This is a genomic window from Thermocoleostomius sinensis A174 (assembly GCF_026802175.1).
Classification (GTDB): Bacteria; Cyanobacteriota; Cyanobacteriia; order Elainellales; family Elainellaceae; genus Thermocoleostomius; species Thermocoleostomius sinensis.
The window spans coordinates 2,822,074-2,845,188 of the sequence record NZ_CP113797.1; the positions used below are offsets into that span (position 1 = coordinate 2,822,074).

Consider the following 23,115-nt stretch of genomic DNA (forward strand, 5'->3'; position numbering starts at 1 on the left):
AGCTTCAGTAATTACCCGTTCCCCTCAAGGACAGTTCGATTGGGGGGGTCTTGAATAGCAGGGCGATCGGGGCGCGGCATCCAAGATTTGCGGTAGATTAATTCCAAATCATTTCCCGACTGGCGAAAGATTTTGACTTGACCGGAAATCAATCCATTAAATAGGCGATAGAAAGCCAGGGTTGTAATAGCCACGATCAAGCCAAAGGCTGTACTGATCAACGCTTCTGAAATTCCTAGCGTTACTCCAGTAGTGGCATCAGTTCCCAGATCGCCGAGTCGAATGGAGCTAAGGGAACTAATTAACCCCAGTACGGTTCCCAACAATCCTAACAGGGGCGAAATAGCAATGATGGCTTCCAAGAGCTTATCTCCCCGCCGCATGGCAGCCAATTCCTCATCAGCAGAAGCTTGCAGCGCTAATTGGAATACTTCTGGATCAGGATACTCTAACCCGAGTGCTGAATAAAGAAACCGTCCGATCGGCTGATCATTCGATTTCCGAGCAATTTCTGCGGCAGCCCCCCAATCTCGACGAGCCGCTTCCAACACCCGGCCTGCGACTTCCCGTTCACGGGTGAGAATTTTTGACCAGAACCACACCCGCTCAATAATAGTACTTAGGGATAAAAATGAGAGGAGGAGCAACGGCCACATTGCTGGTCCGCCTCTGGCAAATAACTCAAACACATTCACTGCTTTATCTTCCCTCCTTGATGTGGTGATGCCAGATTTTTGATGCCACCAGGTGTGAATGCAACACAGAAACTCAGAGCATTTCAATTCTAAGAGCTTTCTTGAAGCATGAATGGCTCGTCTTTGTGATTCTAGTCAATTGCAATCTTGGTTTGATTTCTCTTTCATCCTGCTTTAGCATTTAGCATTTTTCATATCCACGCCTTACAGGCTTTCCGGGAAAAGGTCAGGACACTCAGCAAAAAATGACCCCCTGTTCGCCGGAGGGCAAAACAAGGGGCTGGGTATTCAATGGGTGCCCGATCAAATACGGGTTCTAGCCAGTGGTCCGGCGAACATGATCAAGGATCTGTTGCTTGCGCTCCTGTTTCGCTGCCGATGAGCTAGAGGGTTTGATAAAGTCACCTGTGCTGCGAGCCAAGTGTTCCATAATTCGTTTCTTGCGATCGTCCATGGTTGCCATTCTTTAAATTCCGTGAGTTTCCGTGAGTTTCCGTGAGTTCAATATTCCCCTACTAGAGGAGGCTCTTTAATTGTAAAAAAATGTTTCGATAATTGGAAACAGGCATCTTTAGCGATCGTAACGTTTTATGTCTACAGTCAGAAGCCGTTCGGATCGCCTCCAGAAATCCGGGAACGCTACTGAAGAAGGCTGGCGATTGTTGGTGAGGCATACTTACAGCGCATGGATATCGAGTATCTATTAAAACACTATGAACTGGGCGAACGAAATTTTAGAGGGCTAAATCTTACAGGGGCCCGCCTACACAAAGTAAACCTGACAGCGGCCGATTTTACCGGAGCGGGGTTAGGGGCAGCGCAATTGAATCGAGCGATTTTAGTGCAAGCCAGTTTGTCTCACACGTTTTTGCACATGGCCGATCTGAGTTTTGCTACCCTAAGTGGTGCCAACTTAACCCATGCCGATTTGACCAAAGCCAATCTAACGGGAGCGTGGCTGGTCAAGGCGAATCTTGAGGGAGTAAAGTTAAGCGGCGCTACCCTCAACGGCGTCAATTTGAGGGGAGCCAATCTCCAAGGCGTCAATCTAGCGGGTGTCAATTTACGAGGGGTGAACTTGCGATCGGCCAATTTGCAAGGAGCCAACTTACGCGAAACAGATTTAACGGGTGCCCGCTTGAGTGGGGCTTGTTTAACTGGGGCACAGCTACAGGGAGCCAAGTTAACTCGCGCTTATCTAAATGGCATTGATTTCTATGGGTTGGACTTAGCTCACGTCGATTTGAACGGAGCGAAGATGAATGGAGCAAATTTAGCAGGCGCAAATCTGGCAATGGCTGATCTGCAGAACACCCATTTGCGAGTGGCCAACTTAATTCACGCTAACCTGCGAGCCACTCACTTCACCCACGTCGATTTGCGTTATGCCGATCTGCGAGAAGCCAATTTGAACCACAGCAACCTTACCAAAGCCAACCTCAACCATGCTGACTTGACCGGGGCATTTCTCAACGACGCCACCCTTAATCACGCTAACTTCACTGCTGCTAGCCTTAAGGGTGCTCATCTGCGCCGCGCTAAGTTGATTGCAACGAACCTCATGCACGCCAACCTCACCAAAGCCAACCTACGTGGGGCCATGGCGATCGATCTAAACCAACGCGGAACGATTTGGTTCGAGGTGACGTTACCAGACGGAACGATATTTGGGGAAGAGTCACAAGGCTAATGGCGACAAACCAAAGAACCAGGAAACCATCAATCTAAAGTGGTAGAGACAACTCTAACTGCATACGAACCAGCTTCGTGCCATCACTCCAGGTTGGGCGGAGCGTTTGCGTTACCCTCTCGACTTCATCCTTCAGCTAAGGACAAGATATCAACTGAATTTGACGTTTTAAGCGTGTTATCTTGCTGCGATTGTTACCGAACTATATAAACTTTTCTCAAAAAGCGCTGAAATCCACATAAATTAAAGGTTTCAACGATCCATATTGGAAAGAGACCCCTTAGAATAAATCATTGAAAACTTGAGAGCATGGGAGTTTCAGCGATTTTCGCTGGGCTTCCCTCACAGTTCACGCCTCGACTCTATTGTCATTTCATTGTTAGTTCGCTGAAATCATGTTTGAAGGAGATACCCATGAACAAAGGTGAATTGGTGGATAAAGTTGCAGAGAAGGCAAACGTCACCAAGAAGCAAGCCGATGCCGTGTTAACGGCTGCGATCGATTCCATCATGGAAGCCGTTTCCCAGGGTGACAAAGTAACATTGGTTGGCTTTGGGTCATTTGAGCCACGAGAGCGCAAGGCTCGCGAAGGTCGCAATCCCAAAACTGGAGAAGCAATGGAAATTCCGGCAACTAAAGTTCCTGCTTTTTCTGCCGGTAAACTTTTTAAAGAGATGGTTGCTCCCAAGTAATGGCAGCCAGTCTTCAAGCATATTGGTAGGACTGACGATAGGACGGTTCGGTGCACGATTTATCTGGAAGTCCAGCCCATGGGGGGAACTTGACCTGGGCAGCCTCGCTTGCAGGGTGTTCCCCTTTTGCCATTTTGGACTTTTCTGCTAGCATTAACCCTTTGGGCCCACCCAAGTCTGCGATCGCCGCGATCCACTCCGCTCTCAAGGCTCTGCCCCATTATCCCGATCCTAGTTACCAAACACTGCGACAGGCAATTGCGGCGGAGCACAATTTTGCTGACCTGGGACTAGACGCTGATTGGATTTTGCCGGGTAATGGCTGTGCAGAACTGCTGACTTGGGCTGGACGAGATTTGGCGGACCTGTCAGCTACTTACCTGCTCACGCCTGCATTCGGCGATTATCAACGTGCCCTCAACGCATTTGGAGCAACGATCGTTAACTGTCCGCTGTCGTTAGCTTCCCCTGATCTGTCCCTCTCCCCGTTTTTCCACCGTCCTGTCCCTGCTGCCGGGCTGCTGCTCAACAATCCCCATAACCCCAGCGGTTGCCTATTCTCAGTAGAAACGATCGGGCAACTGCTTGACCACTTTAAGCTAGTGGTGATTGACGAAGCGTTCATGGATTTTTTGTGGCCTCAGCAACAGCAATCATTGCTGGGCATAATTCAGGACTATCCCAATGTGGTGATCCTGCGATCGCTCACCAAATTCTATAGCTTGCCAGGGTTACGCTTGGGGTTTGCAGTGGCTCATCCCGATCGGTTACGGCAGTGGCAGCAGTGGCGTGATCCGTGGGCAGTGAATGTGCTGGCAGAAGCGGCCGCCATCGCGGTATTATCCGATCGCCCCTTTCAGCAGCAAACCTGGGAGTGGTTAGAGGAAGCTCGATCGCAGCTTTTTCAAGGATTGGCTGCGTTACCCGGGCTGCACCCGTTACCCAGCACAGGTAATTTTCTGCTAGTGCGATCTAGCTATTCGGTGGTTTCCCTGCAACAACAACTGCTGCAACAGCACCAAATTCTGATTCGAGACTGCCATAGTTTCCCGGAATTAGGCGATCAATATTTCCGCGTTGCGGTTCGTACACATCCAGACAATCAACGACTGCTGCATGGCTTGGCCGATATCGTGAGTTCTTATGTCCTTTGACTACAACCTTGTCATCCTGGGTGGCAGCCTCACCGCTCGTCATGCCGCCGTTAAAGCCAGTCGATGGGGAGCACGGGTGGCTCTGGTTGAACCCGATCGCCTGCCTGCCGTTGAAGCAAGCGCACAGCACCAAGCAGCAGTTGACCTATTGAGGTATTTGGAATACCAAGTCGGGAACCAGTCCGGTGGTTTCGCTGATGCCCATAGCGCGACCGATCAAACCTGGGCGGCTTTGTTAAATGAGATGGATCGAATTCGATCGATTGAGATTACTGAAGCGATCGATGAAGGACGGGGGCAGCTAGCGGCCGCAGGCGTGGATGTCATCATCGGCGAAGGCTACTTTGTGCCAGCGACCCGTTCCAAACGCACTACTTCCTCTGCATCCACTATCAATCAACCGCAACACACTTCAAACGCGGCTCCAACATTTCTAGTGAATGGGCAATTGCTTCGATCGCCCAATTATTTGCTAGCTTCAGCAGCTTCCCAGCTTTCACCTTCGTTTGGATCATTGAATGCTGCTCACTGCCGAACACTGGAGACACTATGGCAGCAACCCTGTCCCACCCGACCATCGAGCTTGCTGATAGTGGGTGATGATCTGCGCGGAATTGAACTCGCACAACTGTTCAATCGGTTGGATTGCCAAGTCACGCTTCTAATACATCAGCCACGGCTATTGGCTGCTGAAGATCCAGAAGTGGTGGCTTGGTTGCAAGCACAGCTAGAGGCAGAAGGTGTTGCTATTATCACGCACGCTTCTATTACTCAATCTCAACAATTGGGAAACCAAATTTGGCTACAGGTAGGCGATCGTGCCCTTGAAGCCGATGCCTTGCTGCTCGCGCAGTCCCAACGACTCGATTTCAGTTCTTTGCACCTGGAGGCGATCGGGGTTGACTGGCAGCCCAGCGGTGTTTCTGTGAATCAAACGTTGCAAACCACTCATCCCCGTGTCTATGCCTGTGGCGATGCCTTGGGGGGCTATTCCCTGCCGCATCTCGCAGATTATGAGGCAACAATCGCCTTGAAAAACATCTTGTTTGGACACCAAACCACAGTAGATTATCGCTCTATTCCCTGGCGTTTACGCACTAGCCCTTCTCTAGTGCGGGTGGGTTTAACCGAACCGCAGGCGCATCGCCATTGCCAAGCTAACGGCGAGGAGCTTGTGGTGTTACGATCGCCACTTCCAGGCACCGGGTATTTCTCCAGGCAACCAGACACGGGGGTAAGTAAGCTGATTTTGCGAACCAACGGCGAAATTCTTGGTGCACACATTCTAGCTGCTAATGCCACCGACTGGATGAGTCCCTTAGCACTGGCGATGAAGCACCACCTTCCCCTCCATGCCATCGATCGATCCATCGCCAGTTCGATCGAGTTTTCGGACTGGTTGGACGCCTTGCTTGACCAATGGCAAGCCCAACGTCAACCCCGATGGCAGCAAGAACTTTGGGAAAATTGGTTTGCTTGGCGACGTTAACAGGGCTGAACGAACCAGTTGTTAGATCACTGTTAGACAACCCGTTTAGAAAAATGTTTCTTCATCCGACTGCGGATCTGAAGCATTCGACATGCCTTTCGATCGGCTCATTTGTTTTAACCAACAACGCTCTAAATAGTGCACAAATTCTCTGTTCAAACGCGGATCGGTTCGCCAATCTGCATCTGCCCAACAAGCATCTAAAAATTCTAGTAAACTATTGACCTCCTCCGGGTTTGGCTCCGGGCTATTGACCCACGCTATTTCTAACCGTTCTAGACTATAAAGATACCAAAACCGTCTTGGACGAAAGGATTTAAACGCTGCGCCAAAAATCGGTTGAGTTAAGTATGCCCAAAGTGGAAACCGGAGTGTCATTTTGTTGTATGCGGTGCTCATAAGCAGGGTCAGCTTCTAGCAGATGGAAAAGCAAACAATAACCAATACTGGAATATGAGCAAAACGTCAGGGTAATTTAACGATCGCTACTAAACCTATACATAGCAAGATCGACCCGCAGGCAATTGTGACGACGATCATCGCCGCAATTGCCTTTTGGATTTATTGCCGGTTTGAATCGGGCTTTTCTGATGGCATGGAATGAGCCGCTTAAGAGGCTAAAATTTGCAAGCGCTCAATGAGCTTTTGGGCTGGCACAACTCCCTCAATGCGATCGATCGGTTGCCCCTGTTTAAACAACACCAGCGTTGGCAGCGATTGAATTCGATATTGAGACGCCAAATCCGGGTAATTTTCGGTGTTGATCTTAACAATTTGCACCGACTGGCTCATCCGCGCATTCACTTCTTCCAAAATTTTGGCCATCATTTGGCATGGCCCACACCACGGAGCATAAAAATCAACTAACACCGGCTTACTAGAGCTAGCAATTAGCTCCCGAAAACTGCCAAATTTCTTTTTGGTTGCCATTTTAATTTTTCAGTAGGTCTAATGGACGTGACAGATTATTAGAACAGAATTAACCGTTGCCAACCTCGTTAGAACGATCGCTAGAACGAACCTGGCTACGCCTGACAGCCCAGTCGGAGTTGGCATCACTCGATCGCCAAACCAGCGTTCGTCTCTAATCCTAGTGAAAAACTTTCTAGACAGTAGAGAGACACGCAAATGTCTTAACATTAAAAACTGTGCAGTTTCGAGGGATTGTTCATGACAGCATCTCCAGTTGCTTCGTTGCGCTTGCAAGATCAAATTGCCCTTGTCACCGGAGCCTCACGGGGCATTGGGCGAGCAACGGCCTTAGCCCTAGCCGCAGAAGGAGCCAAGGTTGTGGTGAACTATGCCAGTTCCAATACCGCCGCCGATGCTGTTGTCCAAGAGATTATGGCAATGGGTGGCGACGCGATCGCCCTACAAGCGGATGTAGCCCAGTCTGATCAAGTCGATGCTCTATTCAACGCGGTTATGGAAAAATGGGGACGCCTTGATGTCTTGGTCAACAATGCCGGAATTGCACGGGATACCTTACTGCTGCGGATGAAGCTCGAAGATTGGCAAGCAGTGATTGATCTGAATTTAACAGGGGTGTTTCTTTGTACCAAAGCCGCCAGTAAAGTCATGCTAAAGCAGCGATCGGGGCGAATTATTAACGTTACCTCTGTAGTCGGCGAGATGGGTAATGCTGGACAAGCCAACTACAGCGCGGCCAAAGCTGGGGTGATTGGCTTCACTAAAACCATGGCCAAAGAGCTAGCTAGCCGTGGTATCACCGTCAATGCCGTTGCTCCTGGGTTTATTACCACCGATATGACGGCTGACATTAAAGCTGACGAGATTTTGAAACTGATTCCTCTAGGACGCTATGGACAGCCAGAAGAAGTTGCCGGATTAATTCGATTTTTGGCGTCCGATCCGGCCGCTGCTTATATCACGGGACAAATTATCAATGTGGATGGCGGCATGGTTATGGCCTAGGTGAGTGACCCTTGCGCGAGTAAGTAGCACAAGCAATGAATATGGAAGGCGTGTGGTGATGCTTGAAGTCATGGTTGCGCTCATCCGAGCGATGCCTCGTCGTTTAAACTGGTTTGCTTCTCAAAAATCCTTTCAACTCGCTTATAAAACGGGCGTTTGACGACGGTGGCTGGATAGACCTTACCGCGAATTTCTACATCGACTAACTGATTCAGCTTCGACAAGGCAGCCGGTACATAAGCCAGGGCGATCGGATAGCCTAACGTTGGAGACAAGGTGCCGCTGGTGATCGTGCCTACAAGCTCGCCACAGTGTCGCACTGGGTAATGATGACGGGCAATATTGCGTCCTGCAAGCTGCAAGCCCACCAACCGCCGCGTCACCCCTGCTTGTTTCTGTTGTTCTAGCACTGATCGCCCAATAAACTCGCCTTTACGATCGAGATGCACCAACCAACCCATCCCCGCTTCTAACGGAGTCGTGGTTTCGTCAATATCCTGACCATACAGCGCCATTGCCGCCTCCAAGCGCAAGGTATCGCGAGCACCCAATCCGCAGGGAACCACACCTGCCAGCAATAGCGATCGCCACAGCGCAATCCCCGTTTCTACATCGACCATGACCTCAAATCCATCTTCACCCGTGTAGCCAGTCCGAGCCAGAAAACCGGGTTGCTCCAGCACCGTTCCTTGGATATGCCCAAAGCGCTTCACCTTCGATAGATCCTCTTGCACACAGGTTTGCAGCGCTGCCACTGCTGCCGGCCCTTGCACCGCCAACAGCACTCGATCGACTGATAAATCTGTCAACGTCAACTGCCCCGCGTCTAGGTGGGTTAGGAACCAGTTGCGATCTTTCTCCGTAGTGGCGGCGTTGACGATCGTCGTTATCTGGGGTTCGCCTGCCGCATTGATGCCTTGGTAATACAAAATTAAATCATCGACAATCCCCCCCTGGTGATTCAGCAACACCGTATATTGCGCATCTCCTGGTTGCAGTTGGCTTAAATCGGACGGAACCAATCGTTGCAGTTGCTCGATCAATGTGTTGCCACTCAGGACAAATTTACCCATATGGGAAATGTCGAACATGCCTGCCTGTTGGCGCACGGCTTGGTGTTCTTTACCAATGCCGCTATATTGCACGGGCATCTCCCACCCAGAAAACGGAACCAGCTTAGCTCCAAGCGCCCCATGCAGTGGATAGAGCGGTGTGCGACGAAGAATTGGAACCAATGGGTCTGATGGAGAAATGTGAGCCATAGAGATTTAGCAAGCGTATTGCTTTGGATTTTACCCCGAACTGATTTACAAACTCTTCACAGAGCTAGCCACAAGATTTCTCGTCATAAAGTTTTTGAACAGACTAGGATGTGAGCAGCGTTTTTTCTATGTAAACCTTTCTAAGTAAACCCCGAATGTCTTACGAATCTGAGAAGCAGGTTGCAATTCAAGCCGCGTTGGCTGCTGCACGATTATGTCAGCGAGTGCATCAAGAGATTGTTCCACAGGCGATCGAAAAAAACGATCGGAGTCCTGTCACAGTGGCAGATTTTGGCTCACAAGCCGTAATTTGCCACACGATCGCCGCCGCTTTTCCTAACGATCCAATTGTCGGCGAGGAAGACGCGGCCGTATTGCGCCAACCGGACATGGCAACTTGTCTTCAACAAGTCACTCACTATGTGCAATCTGAGATTCCAGACGCAACCCCAGAGGCGGTTGTGTCCTGGATCGATCGCGGCAACGGGGGCATAGGATCTCGCTATTGGACGCTTGATCCCATCGATGGGACAAAAGGCTTTTTGCGGCAAGACCAATATGCAGTGGCGATCGCTTTGATTGAGAATAGCGACGTAAAGGTGGGCGTTTTGGCGTGTCCTGCTTTGCCCATTGATCTTTCTCAACCAACACAAGACCACGGGGTGTTGTTTGTAGCCGTGCGTGGACAAGGAGCCGCCATGATGCCGTTGCAAGGTGGAGAACCCAAACCCATTCATGTGTCCACTGCTGAACAAGCCGATCGCCTACGGTTTGTAGAAAGTGTGGAATCGGGTCACGGCAACCATGATCTCCAGGACGCTGTGGCCAAAGCTGTGGGCATCCAAGCATCTTCCATTCGCATGGACAGCCAAGCCAAATATGGAGCCGTCGCTCAAGGAGAAGCCGCGCTGTATTTGCGGTTGCCGTCGCCCAAATCACCGAACTATCGCGAAAAGATCTGGGATCATGCGGCCGGGGTATTAATCGTGGAAGAAGCAGGCGGTAAAGTGACCGACATGCACGGCGCACCTCTGAAGTTTTCGCTGGGGTCAACGCTGGAAGCTAATCAGGGCGTGGTGGTCAGTAATGGTTCCATTCATGAGGGGGTGCTACAAGTGCTACGCGAGCAACTGACCACCTCAATCGGACGCTGACTTGCCTCAGCCCAACAGGACGCTACTGGGGCGATTGGGCGATCGTCCCTGGAGATTTCCTCTTAGCTGAACAGCCATACTGCTGATTGGCTGATACACCTCGCACCGCCTTCACCTTAACCTCGCTCAGCGCAGGCGAGGGGCTTTCGATCCAGGGTTTGGGGTTGAAGTCCCTTCGCCCCGTGTGAGAGAAGAATTCGTCCTTACGGGCGCTATTTGCCAAACCCTTTGGCGCGATTGGCTGATGGCATACAAACGCAGTGTTGCAGTTGTTCTCTCAGCGTGTTGTGGTCAAGATTTTGCCCAATCAAGACCAGTTGGTTTTGCGGCTGCCCTTTCCACTCAGAATCATCTAAAGAAAAGCGTTTGCCACTGAGATGGAAGATATGACGCTTGGGGCTTTCGTCAAACCAGAGAATGCCTTTGGCTCGAAACACGGTGGCTGGTAACTGGTTATCCAAGAAGTACTGAAACTTGCGGATAGCAAAAGGTCGATCGCTCTGGAACGAAATTGAAGTAAAGCCATCGATCGCCAGATGATCGGAATGATGGTGATGGGCGTGATCATGGTGCGCCTGATCGGAGTGATCGTGGTGATGCTCATGATCATGGACACAATGCCCATGATCGTGATCGCAATCAGAGTGGTCATGATCGTGCCCATGATCGTGTTTATGGACTGTTTCGGTTGGGTCAAAATACTTGTCTGACTCAAACAGTCCTACACTAAGAACGAGAGGCAACGGCACTTGTGATTGGGTGGTGCGCAAAATTCTCGCCCCTTCTTTCACATCGCGAATTTTGGTCTCTAACTGCTCAAGTTGTGCTTCATCAACTAAATCGGTTTTGTTGAGCAGAATGATATCGCCGTAGAGAATTTGGTTATAAGCCGCTTGGCTATTGAATAGATCTAAGCTGTAGTTCTCTGCATCGACCAAGGTAATGATGGAATCGAGGCGAGTCAGATCGCGCAATTCAGTTCCCAAAAAGGTGAGCGCGATCGGCAAGGGATCAGCAAGTCCAGTGGTTTCTACAACTAAGTAATCGATTTGATCGCGACGCTCTAACACCCGATACACCGCTTCAACTAGATCGTTGTTGATGGTACAGCAGATGCAGCCGTTGCTGAGTTCTACCATGTTGTCATCGCTGCCTTCTAGGGTAATGAGCAGTTCATTGTCGATGCCAATTTCACCAAATTCATTAACCAGAACAGCGGTTTTCAATCCTTCTTGATTCGTCAGGATATGATTGAGCAGCGTTGTTTTGCCACTTCCCAAGAAGCCTGTAATAATCGTGACCGGAAGGCCATGCTTTTCCACATCCATTGCAGAGGTGGCATTTGAAATAACGGCTGATGACATAGCGCAGTAGTCAAGAACGTCAGAGTATATTAAGGAGAGGCAATAGAACAACAGCAAAGATTGGAATAGTTGCTGTTGTGCTTGATATTGATTTCTATTATTGCCGATCGGCCTTAAAAGAATCCGGGATAAGGAATAAAGGATAAAATTTGTTTTCTATCTCTGTTTTCTGATTCCATCCCGTCTATCTTGCTGATTTAACCTTTCGCCCTTAAATTCTAGCTTCTTTCCACCATGTCCCTAACGCTATACAACACTCTGACGCGACGCAAAGAGCCGTTTGAACCACTGGAACCAGGTACGGTGCGGATGTATTATTGCGGTGTGACAGTGTATGACTATTGCCATTTGGGTCATGCACGGGCTTGCATTATTTGGGATGTGGCGCGGCGATACTTGCGGTGGCGCGGTTATGCAGTACGCTATGTGCAGAATTTCACCGACATTGATGACAAAATTCTCAATCGGGCCAAACGCGAAGGCACAACCATGGAAGCAATATCCGAACGCTTCATTCAGGCTTATTTTGAGGATATGGCTCGTCTGAATGTGATGGAGGCCGACGAATATCCTCGCGCTACGCATACAATCGACGGCATCAAGCGGCTAATTCATGAGCTAGAGCAAAAAGGCTACGCCTATGCGTCTCAGGGGGATGTGTATTATGCCGTGCGCAGCTTTCCTGAATACGGTAAACTGTCTGGGCGCAAATTGGATGACATGCAGGCGGGGGCTAGCGGTCGGGTAGATGCGGAAGACCCAGAAGGGACGCGCAAGAAATATCCGTTTGATTTTGCCCTCTGGAAAGGAGCCAAACCCGGAGAGCCAGCATGGGAATCGGCGTGGGGGGCGGGACGGCCCGGTTGGCACATTGAATGCTCGGCAATGGTGCGCGATCGACTGGGTGACACGATCGATATTCATGCGGGGGGCAATGATTTGGTGTTTCCCCATCACGAAAACGAAATCGCTCAGTCGGAGGCTGTCACTGGCAAGCCCTTAGCCAATTATTGGCTGCACAACGGTATGGTCAATGTGGGTGGCGAGAAGATGTCAAAGTCTTTGGGTAACTTCACTACCATTCGGGCCTTGCTGGATAGTGAAAATGCACCCGACCCAATGGCACTGCGGTTGTTTATTCTGCAAGCTCACTACCGCAAGCCGATCGACTTTACCAACGAATCGATCGCTGCTGCCCAGAATAGTTGGGAGACACTGAAGGAAGGCTTGTTGTTTGGCTATAAGTATGGTCAGCAACTCGGCTGGACAGATACAGATGATGCCTCCTTTGGCAACCCCGAATATATGCGGATTCCTACTGACGGTGATGCCGTGCAGCGCTTCCAGACTGGAATGGATGATGATTTGAACACACCCGCAGGACTTGCCGTATTGTTTGAACTGGCCAAAGATTTGCAAAAAGAAGGCAACCGCCTGACACACGAAGGCAAAACAATGTTCGATGCCCAAGAACTGCGTGCTCTTTGGCAAACGCTGGTAGTTCTGGCACAAGTACTGGGATTGGAGGCAAGACTCGAAGCAGAAGCGTCGTCCTTAGAACTGAGCGACGCCGAGATTGAGTCTATGATTCAACAACGCTCGGATGCCAAAAAAGCTAAGAACTTTGCTGAGGCCGATCGCATTCGCAATCACTTGAAAGAGCAAGGTGTCATTTTGGTCGATAAACCGGGTGGTGTCACCGAATGGCATCGCAGTTGAGCCATGCTGAAGGTGCAGATCAATTTGGCACAGTTTCAACTCGGCGGATTTTTCTTAGAGCAGCAACCGCTCCATTCGGGTAAGAAGACGGATGACGCAACGGATGCAAATCTTTCGCCGCCTGTAACGCCGTTAGAAGCCGAGACCCTGACAAAGTTGAAGTTCATTGAATCGATTATTGGAAAATATCGAGAATCTAATAGCGAACTTGCACAACTGGCTACTGCTACGATGGCAGATGAAACCAACACAGAAGCCGTTTTACCCAAAAGCACCCTTCTACCAATCACTCCCTAGTCTCACTTGCCATGTCATTGTTCTCAACCGCGATCGGGCTTTTGGCAGAATCGATTTGTGCATCTGAAATTGGAATTCGATCCCAATTATGAACAACAAGTGATTCAGGAATTGCGCTGGCAACGACAACAAAACCGCATTGCACTGCGTTGGCTACTGATTTTGTTGTTGGTTCCCATTTTGCTGCAAGTTTTGGCAAAAAATTTAGTATTTGAACCAATTCTAGGAAGCTATAGTGATAAAAATCCGAGCAAAGTAGAACTTAATCAAGAAATTCAAGAGCAATTTTTTCGAGAATTTACAGAGTTAAAAGAGCAATTAGAGATTGCTGAATTATTGGGAATCGTTCCACCCTTATCTGAAACTGAACGGCGAGAACGGCTGGAAGAAGACGCTGTTGAACTGTAGCGAGAAGCACGCGAGAACGAACTCAATGGACTCAAGTTTGATCTTTATATCTTGTCATTTGTTTTCGCTTACATCCTCAAACTTATATCCCACTCCAATTACAGTTCTGACAAAGCTAGGATTGGCAGGATCGGGTTCAATTTTTTTGCGTAACCGCGCTACATGGGTATCAACTACCCGTTCATCTCCGTAGAAATCGCTGCCCCACAAGCGCTCAATCAACTGAGTGCGGTTCCAGACCCGTCCTGGAGAACTCATGAAGGTAGTCAAAAGATCAAATTCCAGAGTCGTGAGTTCCAACGGTTCGGTGATTCCGGTTTCGGAGTAGCGATTGGCCACCCGTTGATCGAGATCGACCGAGAAATGAGGAGTTTGATAAACACGGCTTTGCCCACCTTGCCGCATCGTCCGTCGCAGCAAGGCCCGCACTCGCGCCACAAGTTCCCGAGGGCTGAAGGGCTTCACCATATAATCATCGGCTCCGGTAGACAAGCCAATGATGCGATCGAGTTCCTCACCCTTGGCGGTCAGCATCAAGATATAAGGATCTTTGGCACCAGGTTTTTGTCGAATGCGGGCACAGACCTCCAGCCCATCCAAGCCGGGAAGCATTAGATCCAAAATGATCAAATCAGGCTGTTGCTCTTGAAATACCTGAAGCGCTGTTGGGCCGTCGCGACAAATCCGACAAGAGAAGCCTTCTTTTTCTAGGTATAGCTGAATTAATTCGGCAATTTCCGCTTCATCTTCGACAATCAAGATGTCCATTTCCGTACTCAACACCTACTCCTCAGTTCGTATGATTGTTTCGCTATTATCTGGGTTTCTAATGTTCTGAACGCACTATCCAAGACAACCTTCAGCCTGATTCTAACTGGTGCTTGAGTGCAGTCAATTGCTCGGAACTCAGCGGCATCTCAATTTCTAGCTTTTGCGCTTCATCGCGCACAACCAAAACGCGGCGATCGCCTGCAATGGTCAGCATCCATTGCGGGTTTTCCAGCTTGACTTGTTGATAGACGACTTGGGGCCGGCCCACCTGAATCACTAGCCCTAGTTGCGACTGCGGGTAAATATAAAGCTGCTGTTTGAGATGATCAAGCTCCAACTTATGCACCGTAGTATTACGTTCTTCGGTTGCCGTTGGTTTTTGCCAGTACAGGGTAATGCCGCGCACTTGGGGCGATCGAATCACAAACACTTCATCAAACCGCTGTGGTTCCCAATTAAGATCACTGACATTTCCAGATGCCGGAATCAGTCGTTGTCGCCATGTAATTTCCTGCCCATCTAGATCTGTCCACCACTGGCTGATGGTAGCAAAATGAGTAGCATTGTCTGGATCAGCGCTGCCCTGTTGCCAGACGGTTTTTATCTGCATCACCAACCTCCCTATGAACCCCCAAATGAATTGAGCACTTAGATTGCTGTAAAATCGCTGGCGTCGATCAAAGTACGAGGTACATTTTCTAAAAGGGCGATCGGATTATTGACCACACTGATGACGGTGGTACTGCGCTGCTGTTGAATGGTTAGATCTCTAAATCGTAAGCCATCTAATAGGGCAATGCGATCGATGCCATCAGTGAAGTCTCGAATGGTTTCCAGTCCGGCTCGCTCTCCAATCACAAAAATATCGGGTCCGGCTCCTCCAATCAACGTATCACGACCACCATTACCAAACAAAATATCAGCCCCAGCCCCACCCCGCAGTAGATCTTGTCCGGCTCCACCCCGGAGAATATCGTTCCCCCGTTGTCCTTTCAAGATATCGTCGCCTTGCCCTCCAATCAGCGTATCATTACCACCGCGCCCCAATAGCCGATCGTCACCGCCAAAGCCAAGGATGCGATCGGCTTGACTAGTACCGCGCAAAACATTGTTATTTCTGTCTCCTTCAATGCGATTGGTAGGTACGCTGCTAACATTGCTGCCACGATAGCGCTGGGCAAACACTCCTAGGCCATCTCCATCGCCCAAGCTGAGGTTGCGACGGGGAGTTTGGCTTTGCCAAGCCGCCACAAAATTGCCGTTAGATTGTACCGCCAGCGCCGGATTAGACTGATCGTCCTCGGTTGTGGTGTTAATCCGAAAGACACGATCGATCCGCGCCCCATTCTGATCAAACTGCTGCGCATAAACGCCCGATCCTGATCCATCTTCATTGCGGCTGTCACTCGTCCAGGCGATCGTAAAATTTCCTTCTGCATCCATGCCGATGGAGGGCGCAGACTGATTGCCCCGTGTGGTGACATTCACCCGGAACGGTAGCCCTCTGGGATTGCCGTTGTCATCATATAGCCGAGCATAAATGCCGCTGCCACTACCATCTTCACGCACACTTTCCCAAGCAACAACAAAGCGTCCTGCCCCATCGACAGCTACCACCGGGTTAAATTGATCGCCAGTGATATACGTGTTGACCTGAAACTCAAGCCCTACTTGTCTACCACGGCTGTTATAGCGTTGACCAAATACCCCTTTGCCGCTGCCGTCTTGGTTTTGACTTTCCCAAACCACCATAAAGCTGCCATCTGGTTGAATTGCGACCGAGGGATTCTCTTGGTTGTTCGTGGTGGTGGTGTTGATGCGCAACAAACTGTTCAATGGGGCGCCGTCTGTGTCATAGCGTTGGGCATAAATTCCAGTGCCGCTATCGTCAGCATCATCGATATCCACATTGCGCCCAGTCCAGGCTACGACAAACTGACCACTGGCATTCCGAGCAACCACGGGATCGCTGTGGTCTCCATCGGCTGAATTGACTCGAAATTCCGATCGAATCCGGCGACCATTGGCGTTGTAACGTTGGGCAAAAATATCACCATTGCGTCTGTGGTTGCTGGCCCAAGCGACCACAAAATTACCGCTGCCATCCATTGCCACCGAGGGACTCGTTTGATCGCCTTCTGTGGTGGAATTGACTTGAAACTCTGGGCTAACGGGACGACCACCCGGACGATAGAGCCGCGCATAAATCCCTTCGCCGTCACCGTCCTGTTCCTCGCTTTCCCAAGCAATAACAAACGTGCCAAGTGGGCTGATGGCGATCGCCGGATTATCTTGATCGCCAACCACAAACGAGGAATTGACTCGTAATTCAGAGCCAACTGGATTTGCTTTCATGGTCTCTTCCAAATATGTGGTCTGTTTTTAAAAGGATACGCTATATGTAGCGATAGGAATAATTGATTCAGCTTTCTTGATTTGCGTGTGGTGATCGAATAAGGTGTCTTTACCACGGCTGGGTTTGTTTAAGCTGACCTGCATAAGACCGGGTTTGTTTCCAGTTCGCTCGATCGCCTGGCCTGGCAAAATCAGTGATACGTTAATAGGAACAGGTTGGTTGCTGTCGAATCCGGGCTTGGGTGCTATAAGTAATATTGAGATTCCTGAACATTATTTAATAGAAGTATTTACGGAGAGAGAAATCGTGGCTGTCGAGACGATTGAACAACGTTCAACTTCTGCTGCTCGGAAACATGCTCCTCGTTACAAGGTATTGCTCCACAATGACGATTTCAACACCATGGAACATGTGGTGCAGTCTTTGGTGAAAACAGTCGCTAGTCTAACGATTCCCCAGGCTGTGAGCATTATGATGGAAGCGCACACTAACGGAATTGCTCTAGTCATCACTTGCGCACAAGAACATGCTGAGTTCTATTGTGAAGGGTTAAAGCTGCAAGGCTTGACCAGTACGATCGAACCAGAAGAATAGCCGCCTTCCGTTACTTTTAGTGTTATCACCTAGTGTTATCACCCGCCCTGTTTACAATTGCACTGGATTGAACCTTAAAGTATTCCGTTTGGCTCGTTGGGCTGCCCCCCTGCGTTTGTTAGCATTTCTGCTGATGCTGGTGCTAGCGTGGTTGCCGATGGCCGCTTTGCTGATGTGGTGGATTGCCGATGCGAATACGGTGACGATCGCCACAATGTCTTTGCTATTCGTGGGATTTTTACTTGGGATTCGGCAATGGGGACGGCGCGTTCACAAAGACCCTCGCATTTTCCAAACCTATGGGCTGGTTTGGACGCTGCAAAACGGGCGTGAGCTATCAGCAGGATTGGGTCTAGGGCTAGGCAGTCTGTTCGGGTTATTTCTGGTTCAGGGGTGGCTCGATTGGATAGCCTGGCAACCAATTTCGATCGGGCTGGAACGGGTGGTTTTAGAAGGATTGCTGACTGGTTTGGGAACTGGCTTTGCCGAAGAACTGGTGTTTCGCGGCTGGATTCTTGATGAGCTTGAGCGAGATTATGGTCCTAAAGGGGCACTGTGGATCAACAGTCTGCTGTTTGCGCTACTCCATTTCCTCAAGCCCATACCAGAAATTATTCGTACCTTTCCCCAGTTTCCAGGACTCGTGCTGCTAGGCTTGGCGCTCGCATGGGCTAAACGATTGACCCAAGGGCGCTTGGGCTTGCCGATCGGACTTCATGCTGGGCTTGTGTGGGGCTATTACATTGTCCACGTTGGTGCACTTGCCACGTATACGCAGACCGTCCCTGAATGGATCACCGGAATTGACCAAAATCCGTTGGCTGGGCTGGTAGGATTAGCACTTTTGAGCGGACTGGCGGCTGGGATAAGGTGGGGGTTAAGGACTAGGGGTTAGGGCGCATCTTGTCTCTGTTCCCTGATTTACATCGCGCCATCGGCAGCGCTTTTTTGCTATCGTACCCACAGATAGACTCTTCCTGTCTCTTTCCCTTCCTACCTTTTCCCCTGCAGCTATGGTAAACCGATCGGATTCTGTGTCTCTTCCTCCTGCGGTGCGACGAGTGGCTGGGGCACTGCGAATTACGGGCTGGGCTAGCTTTTGGGTACAGCTAGTTCTGGGCATCGTTTCAGCCGTGGTGCTGTTGTTTGCTGGCTCGAATTTGGGAACAACGGCTCGCAATCCGTTGAATCCAACTTCTCCAGCGGCGGCCAATCCAGGAACAGGGGCAGGGCTATTGTTTGCCGTATTGGCATTGTTAGGGCTGTTTGTAGCGGCATACTGGGCTTTCCGCTATACGCGGCTGGCACGGCAATTACGGACCCCTAATGCTCAGGTGCGCCCCCGGAGAGGGGATGCGGTGCAAACGTTGCGGATTGGGCTAGTCATTAACTTGGTCGGCATGTTGCTAGCCATTTTGGGAGGGCAGGCGATCGCTGGATCATTAGTACTGAAATCGTTTGAGCAAGGGTTTGCGATTTTCTCTGGAAATCCTTTGCGGTTCATTACTCCCTTGGACTTATTTGTGGTGCAGGCCAATGCCAATACAACGCTGGCCCATTTTATTGGACTGGTAGCAACCCTCTGGCTTTTGCGCAGTGTGAATCGCCAGTAAGTTCCAGATTTAAGTTCCAGATTTTTTCTTAGAAATCCCCTTCGGGCGTAATAGCGCTAGGCTAGTATTGGCACAAGCCACCAAATTCATGAACCTCCTTTGGACGTATGACGGCTCCTTCTGATATTGAGACAGCTTCTGCCCGCACTAACGGACAGACGATCGCCCCCAATGCCGATGGAAACGACACGTTGGACTTGGATGAAGCCCCGGATGATGTTGAGATGTCGCTGTTTGACCATTTGGAAGAACTGCGGCTGCGGATTTTTCTATCGCTGATTGCAGCAATTGTCGGCATTATTCTCTGCTTCTTCTTTGTCAATGACATTGTGCGGCTGTTGGAAATTCCAGCTCAGGGAGTCAAATTCTTGCAGTTATCCCCGGGTGAATACTTTTTTGTGTCGCTGAAGGTGGCGGGCTACAGTGGCTTGCTAGTATCAAGTCCGTTTATTTTGTACCAAATCATTCAGTTTGTGCTGCCGGGGCTAACGCGGCGGGAACGACGGTTACTGGGGCCAGTGGTGCTGGGTTCAAGTGTATTGTTTGTGGCAGGGCTAGCGTTTGCCTACTATGCTCTCATTCCAGCGGCGCTGAATTTCTTCATCAACTATGGATCTGAGGTGGTAGAGCAACTGTGGTCGATCGATCGCTATTTTGAGTTTGTGCTGCTGTTGCTGTTTAGCACCGGACTCGCCTTTCAGATACCGATCGTACAATTGCTGCTGGGTGTGCTGGGCATTGTCTCCTCTCAGCGTATGGTGAAGGGTTGGCGTTATGTGATTCTGGGCGCGGCCGTGCTGGGGGCAGTGCTAACGCCATCAACAGATCCGGTTACCCAAGGCCTATTGGCAGGGGCAACGTTGGGGCTTTATTTTGGTGGAATTGGGTTGGTGAAGTTAGTAGGACGCTAGGCAGACATCGTGCCGCTTGAATCTGATCGAATGCAACGAGTGCAATCTCCCATCATTCCGATTGTGGGAGACCTGATTCGTCAAGTCCCTGGAACAATTTCCTTGGGGCAAGGGGTGGTGTACTACGGGCCGCCACCGCAAGCGATCGAACAAATCACTCAGTTCTTGTCTGACCCTAATCATCACAAATATCAAGCAGTACAGGGAATCCCCGCCCTAATCGAGTTGATTGCCACTAAGCTCAAAACCGAGAATGGTATTGCCATTGACGGCACAAACCAGATCATGGTGACAGCGGGCAGCAATATGGGCTTTGTCAATGCGGTGCTGGCCATTGCCGATCCAGGGGATGAGATTATCTTACCAACGCCGTATTATTTCAACCACGAAATGGCGATCCGCATGGCCAACTGTCAGCCTGTGTTGGTGCCCACAGACGATCAGTATCAACTGCGTCTAGATATCATCCAACAAGCGATTACGCCACGCACCAAGGCAATCGTCACGGTTTCGCCCAACAATCCCACTGGCGTTGTTTATCCAGCAGCGGACCTACAAGCAGTAAATTATCTCTGTCGTGAGCAGGGGCTTTACCACATTCACGATGCCGCTTACGAATACTTTACCTATGATGGGGCCTCTGCCTTCTCTCCCGGGGCGATCGCCAACAGCAGCGAGTACACCATTTCCTTATTTAGCCTCTCCAAAGCTTATGGATTTGCCAGTTGGCGGATTGGGTACATGGTGATTCCTACTCACTTGTTGGAAGCCATCATGAAAATTCAAGACACGATCGCCATTTGTGCCCCGGTAATATCGCAGTATGCCGCCTTGGGAGCTTTGCAAGCGGGTGTGGGCTACTGTCGGCAAAAGCTAGAATCGATCGAGCAGGTGCGGCGACATTGCCTTCAGCAATTGGCAACCATTCAAGACATTTGCACGGTTCCACCAGCCGAGGGTGCATTTTATGTTTTGCTGCAAGTTCACTCAAACATGCCCCCCTTGCAACTAGTAAAACGGTTGATACAAGACTATCAGGTGGCGGTTATTCCCGGCACGGCGTTTGGCATCGTGGGGTGTTATCTGCGCATTGCCTATGGTGCGCTACAACAGGAAACTGCTGTGGCAGGAATTGGGCGATTCGTTAAAGGATTACGAGAACTGGTTCCAACTGCCCCCCTTGCCTCTGACTAACTTCCTTGCCTCTGACTAACTTCCTGGCTTGAGGCAACCCTATCCGCGATCGATGGAGAACAGGTGATGGCACGTCCCTCCAATTTGGCTCAATACTATCAGCAGTTGGAATTACCTACCAATGCCACCGTGCAGCAGGTCAAAGAAGCCTATCGACGATTGGCAAAGCAGTATCATCCGGATCTAAATCCGGGCGATCGTTGGGCAGCGGAGCAGTTTTTGCGCATTCAGCAAGCCTATGAAATGTTGATCACTGCTCTAGAGCAAGCAGGGACCCATTCCACCCACGATCGATCTGACCAAGAACAGGAGCAAGCCTCGCCTCGCTCAACCCGCGTTAAGGTGCATGTTAAAAAGTCAGCCGATCGAGCCACCAGTTCAGCGGCTGCTAAGCTTTCCCCTGACCAAGAACGTCTTAAACAACGAGTATTAAGCCAAATTCATCGGCTATTGCGCCATCAGCAGTGGCAACAAGCAATCTATTATGCAGAAGACTTAGCCGCTCGCTTTCCCCAGCAACCTGACGTGTGCCGCATGTTGGCCAAGGCTTATCATGGTCGTGCCCTGTATTTGATCGATCGCCGCAAATATGAAGAAGCCCGTCCTTATTTACAGAAAGCGAGCAAAACCGATCGCCATAATCGCCAGCTTTGGCAAGATATCAATCGAGCCTATCAGCGCATTGAACGGGGGATGGGATTGTAGAAAAGCGACAGCCAACCAGAAAGTTGCTAGACCGAGACCGGCTCAACATAATGACAATTAGAGATAACAAGTTGCCATTTAGAGGCACTTAACTCAGGACAGGTTTTTGCTTTCTGTGCAGCAGCAAGGCAAAATTCTGTTAATGTATGCCAGAGTTATTCTTAATCAGAATTTAAACCAGTCGCGATTTGTGAAGCCGTGTAATTTAGGCGAATCCTGAGCCAGGTCAAGCGTTATGCCATTGTCTCGTGTCTTCAGTGCTATTGTTGCGATCGTCCTTGCTTTAGGGATGACGTTTCTGGGCGGCTGGTATTTCACCCTTTGTTTTGGTGTCATTGTTTATTTGGGACAACAGGAGTATTTCTCGTTGGTGCGAGCGAAGGGCATTGCGCCAGCGGCCAAAACCACCCTGGTGGTCAGCCAAATTTTGCTGATCACTGCCACTTTGTCTCCGGCCCTCACCGATGCCGTCATGCCCGTAGCTGGAACCTTCATCTGCTTCTATTTGCTGTTTCAGCCTAAATTAGCCACGATCGCCGACATTTCCGCTTCAATTTTGGGCTTGTTCTACGGTGGCTATCTGCCTAGCTATTGGGTACGATTGCGGGCGATCGGCAGTGCAGAGGTGAGCAATTTACCCTTGGGCGGCTATTTCCCAACCGAGATACCCACTTTACACTCGTTATCCACGGGACTGATCACAACGCTTTTGGCGTTTGGCTGCATTTGGGCCGCCGATATTGGCGCGTATGTGTTCGGCAAGCTGTTTGGACGCACTCGTTTAACCGATATTAGTCCCAAAAAAACTGTCGAAGGAGCGGTGTTTGGTGTTTTGGGCAGTGTGACGGTAGCCACGATCGGAGCGTGGTATTTGGGTTGGGCTGGGTGGCCGCTCAGCGGCATGGCTTTAGGGTTGCTAATTGGCATCGCTAGTTTGTTGGGCGATCTGACCGAGTCCATGATGAAGCGTGACGCAGGCGTTAAAGACTCTGGGCAATTAATTCCGGGGCATGGCGGCATTCTCGATCGGGCAGATAGCTATGTGTTTACGGCTCCACTGGTTTACTACTTTGTTACGTTGTTGTTGCCGCTGTTACCTCAGTAACATCCG

The 23,115-nt window shown here is 50.1% G+C and carries 26 protein-coding genes; 16 read left to right on the plus strand and 10 right to left on the minus strand.

Features of this window, described 5'->3' with window-relative positions:
• Window positions 1-11: 11 nt before the first annotated feature.
• Together OXH18_RS12160 and OXH18_RS12165 are read right to left on the minus strand one after the other, a co-directional pair.
• On the minus strand, window positions 12-695 hold the full coding sequence (locus tag OXH18_RS12160) for a MotA/TolQ/ExbB proton channel family protein (RefSeq protein WP_290428453.1): 684 nt from the start codon (window positions 693-695) through the stop codon (window positions 12-14).
• A 316-nt stretch (window positions 696-1,011) separates the two neighbouring features.
• A complete protein-coding gene (locus tag OXH18_RS12165) occupies window positions 1,012-1,158 on the minus strand; it encodes a hypothetical protein (protein ID WP_268613046.1) in 147 nt (48 codons plus the stop codon).
• 222 nt (window positions 1,159-1,380) lie between these two features.
• Here OXH18_RS12165 and OXH18_RS12170 point away from each other — a divergent pair, with 222 nt between their 5' ends.
• The 4 genes from OXH18_RS12170 to OXH18_RS12185 all read left to right on the plus strand — a co-directional run bounded on the left by OXH18_RS12170 (window position 1,381) and on the right by OXH18_RS12185 (window position 5,721).
• Window positions 1,381-2,385, plus strand: coding sequence for a pentapeptide repeat-containing protein (locus tag OXH18_RS12170; RefSeq protein WP_268613047.1), 1,005 nt, complete (start codon window positions 1,381-1,383; stop codon window positions 2,383-2,385).
• A gap of 414 nt (window positions 2,386-2,799) precedes the next feature.
• The gene (locus OXH18_RS12175; RefSeq protein WP_268613048.1) at window positions 2,800-3,078 is read left to right on the plus strand and encodes an HU family DNA-binding protein; all 279 of its coding nucleotides are present in this window, start codon (window positions 2,800-2,802) and stop codon (window positions 3,076-3,078) included.
• Window positions 3,079-3,128: 50 nt separating this feature from the next.
• The gene (gene cobD, locus OXH18_RS12180; RefSeq protein ID WP_268613049.1) at window positions 3,129-4,232 is read left to right on the plus strand and encodes a threonine-phosphate decarboxylase CobD; all 1,104 of its coding nucleotides are present in this window, start codon (window positions 3,129-3,131) and stop codon (window positions 4,230-4,232) included.
• Window positions 4,222-5,721 (plus strand): FAD-dependent oxidoreductase, encoded by a 1,500-nt coding sequence (locus tag OXH18_RS12185; RefSeq protein ID WP_268613050.1) that lies wholly within the window; start codon window positions 4,222-4,224, stop codon window positions 5,719-5,721. Before cobD ends, OXH18_RS12185 begins: the two co-directional genes overlap by 11 nt.
• 45 nt (window positions 5,722-5,766) lie before the next feature.
• Here OXH18_RS12185 and OXH18_RS12190 read toward each other — a convergent pair whose 3' ends face one another.
• Complete coding sequence (locus OXH18_RS12190) at window positions 5,767-6,120, minus strand: hypothetical protein (RefSeq protein WP_268613051.1); 354 nt, start codon at window positions 6,118-6,120, stop codon at window positions 5,767-5,769.
• A 210-nt stretch (window positions 6,121-6,330) separates the two neighbouring features.
• Window positions 6,331-6,651 carry a thioredoxin gene (trxA, locus tag OXH18_RS12195; RefSeq protein WP_268613052.1) on the minus strand — a complete coding sequence of 107 codons (321 nt, stop codon included), beginning with the start codon at window positions 6,649-6,651 and terminating at the stop codon, window positions 6,331-6,333.
• Window positions 6,652-6,891: 240 nt separating this feature from the next.
• Here trxA and fabG point away from each other — a divergent pair, with 240 nt between their 5' ends.
• A complete protein-coding gene (gene fabG / locus OXH18_RS12200; RefSeq protein WP_268613053.1) occupies window positions 6,892-7,656 on the plus strand; it encodes a 3-oxoacyl-[acyl-carrier-protein] reductase in 765 nt (254 codons plus the stop codon).
• Window positions 7,657-7,736: 80 nt separating this feature from the next.
• Here fabG and gcvT read toward each other — a convergent pair whose 3' ends face one another.
• The gene (gene gcvT, locus OXH18_RS12205) at window positions 7,737-8,918 is read right to left on the minus strand and encodes a glycine cleavage system aminomethyltransferase GcvT (RefSeq protein WP_268613054.1); all 1,182 of its coding nucleotides are present in this window, start codon (window positions 8,916-8,918) and stop codon (window positions 7,737-7,739) included.
• Between the two features lie 155 nt (window positions 8,919-9,073).
• Here gcvT and OXH18_RS12210 point away from each other — a divergent pair, with 155 nt between their 5' ends.
• Entirely contained in the window at window positions 9,074-10,072 is a 999-nt protein-coding gene (locus tag OXH18_RS12210) for a 3'(2'),5'-bisphosphate nucleotidase (protein ID WP_268613055.1), read from the plus strand.
• A 22-nt stretch (window positions 10,073-10,094) separates the two neighbouring features.
• Here OXH18_RS12210 and OXH18_RS12215 read toward each other — a convergent pair whose 3' ends face one another.
• Both OXH18_RS12215 and OXH18_RS12220 read right to left on the minus strand, forming a co-directional pair.
• On the minus strand, window positions 10,095-10,295 hold the full coding sequence (locus tag OXH18_RS12215) for a hypothetical protein (RefSeq protein ID WP_268613056.1): 201 nt from the start codon (window positions 10,293-10,295) through the stop codon (window positions 10,095-10,097).
• Entirely contained in the window at window positions 10,285-11,436 is a 1,152-nt protein-coding gene (locus OXH18_RS12220) for a CobW family GTP-binding protein (RefSeq protein WP_268613057.1), read from the minus strand. The genes OXH18_RS12215 and OXH18_RS12220 overlap by 11 nt, the downstream gene beginning before the upstream one ends.
• Window positions 11,437-11,670: 234 nt before the next feature.
• Between OXH18_RS12220 and cysS the strand changes: the two genes are divergently transcribed.
• Genes cysS through OXH18_RS12235 form a run of 3 tightly spaced genes read left to right on the plus strand, consistent with a single transcriptional unit; the run spans window position 11,671 to window position 13,860 of the window.
• Window positions 11,671-13,155 (plus strand): cysteine--tRNA ligase, encoded by a 1,485-nt coding sequence (cysS, locus tag OXH18_RS12225; protein WP_268613058.1) that lies wholly within the window; start codon window positions 11,671-11,673, stop codon window positions 13,153-13,155.
• Between the two features lie 3 nt (window positions 13,156-13,158).
• A complete protein-coding gene (locus tag OXH18_RS12230; protein ID WP_268613059.1) occupies window positions 13,159-13,452 on the plus strand; it encodes a hypothetical protein in 294 nt (97 codons plus the stop codon).
• 57 nt (window positions 13,453-13,509) lie between these two features.
• Entirely contained in the window at window positions 13,510-13,860 is a 351-nt protein-coding gene (locus OXH18_RS12235) for a hypothetical protein (RefSeq protein WP_268613060.1), read from the plus strand.
• Between the two features lie 54 nt (window positions 13,861-13,914).
• Here the strand turns inward: OXH18_RS12235 and OXH18_RS12240 are convergent, their stop codons facing one another.
• The 3 genes from OXH18_RS12240 to OXH18_RS12250 form a co-directional block, all read right to left on the minus strand.
• Entirely contained in the window at window positions 13,915-14,628 is a 714-nt protein-coding gene (locus OXH18_RS12240) for a response regulator transcription factor (RefSeq protein ID WP_268613061.1), read from the minus strand.
• Between the two features lie 91 nt (window positions 14,629-14,719).
• The gene (locus tag OXH18_RS12245; RefSeq protein WP_268613062.1) at window positions 14,720-15,241 is read right to left on the minus strand and encodes a hypothetical protein; all 522 of its coding nucleotides are present in this window, start codon (window positions 15,239-15,241) and stop codon (window positions 14,720-14,722) included.
• Between the two features lie 38 nt (window positions 15,242-15,279).
• The gene (locus OXH18_RS12250) at window positions 15,280-16,986 is read right to left on the minus strand and encodes a calcium-binding protein (protein ID WP_268613063.1); all 1,707 of its coding nucleotides are present in this window, start codon (window positions 16,984-16,986) and stop codon (window positions 15,280-15,282) included.
• A 307-nt stretch (window positions 16,987-17,293) separates the two neighbouring features.
• Here OXH18_RS12250 and clpS point away from each other — a divergent pair, with 307 nt between their 5' ends.
• From clpS to OXH18_RS12285, 7 genes are all read left to right on the plus strand, one after another.
• On the plus strand, window positions 17,294-17,581 hold the full coding sequence (gene clpS / locus OXH18_RS12255) for an ATP-dependent Clp protease adapter ClpS (protein ID WP_268613064.1): 288 nt from the start codon (window positions 17,294-17,296) through the stop codon (window positions 17,579-17,581).
• An 88-nt stretch (window positions 17,582-17,669) separates the two neighbouring features.
• The gene (locus tag OXH18_RS12260) at window positions 17,670-18,476 is read left to right on the plus strand and encodes a CPBP family intramembrane glutamic endopeptidase (protein ID WP_268613065.1); all 807 of its coding nucleotides are present in this window, start codon (window positions 17,670-17,672) and stop codon (window positions 18,474-18,476) included.
• A 118-nt stretch (window positions 18,477-18,594) separates the two neighbouring features.
• Window positions 18,595-19,194: a DUF3611 family protein gene (locus OXH18_RS12265; protein WP_268613066.1), complete on the plus strand. Its 600-nt coding sequence runs from the start codon at window positions 18,595-18,597 to the stop codon at window positions 19,192-19,194.
• Between the two features lie 107 nt (window positions 19,195-19,301).
• Window positions 19,302-20,105 (plus strand): twin-arginine translocase subunit TatC, encoded by an 804-nt coding sequence (gene tatC / locus OXH18_RS12270; protein ID WP_268613067.1) that lies wholly within the window; start codon window positions 19,302-19,304, stop codon window positions 20,103-20,105.
• A 30-nt stretch (window positions 20,106-20,135) separates the two neighbouring features.
• On the plus strand, window positions 20,136-21,299 hold the full coding sequence (locus tag OXH18_RS12275) for a pyridoxal phosphate-dependent aminotransferase (protein WP_315874712.1): 1,164 nt from the start codon (window positions 20,136-20,138) through the stop codon (window positions 21,297-21,299).
• 66 nt (window positions 21,300-21,365) lie between these two features.
• Window positions 21,366-22,004 carry a J domain-containing protein gene (locus OXH18_RS12280; RefSeq protein WP_268613069.1) on the plus strand — a complete coding sequence of 213 codons (639 nt, stop codon included), beginning with the start codon at window positions 21,366-21,368 and terminating at the stop codon, window positions 22,002-22,004.
• A 235-nt stretch (window positions 22,005-22,239) separates the two neighbouring features.
• Entirely contained in the window at window positions 22,240-23,109 is an 870-nt protein-coding gene (locus OXH18_RS12285) for a phosphatidate cytidylyltransferase (protein ID WP_268613070.1), read from the plus strand.
• The last annotated feature ends 6 nt before the right edge of the window (window positions 23,110-23,115 follow it).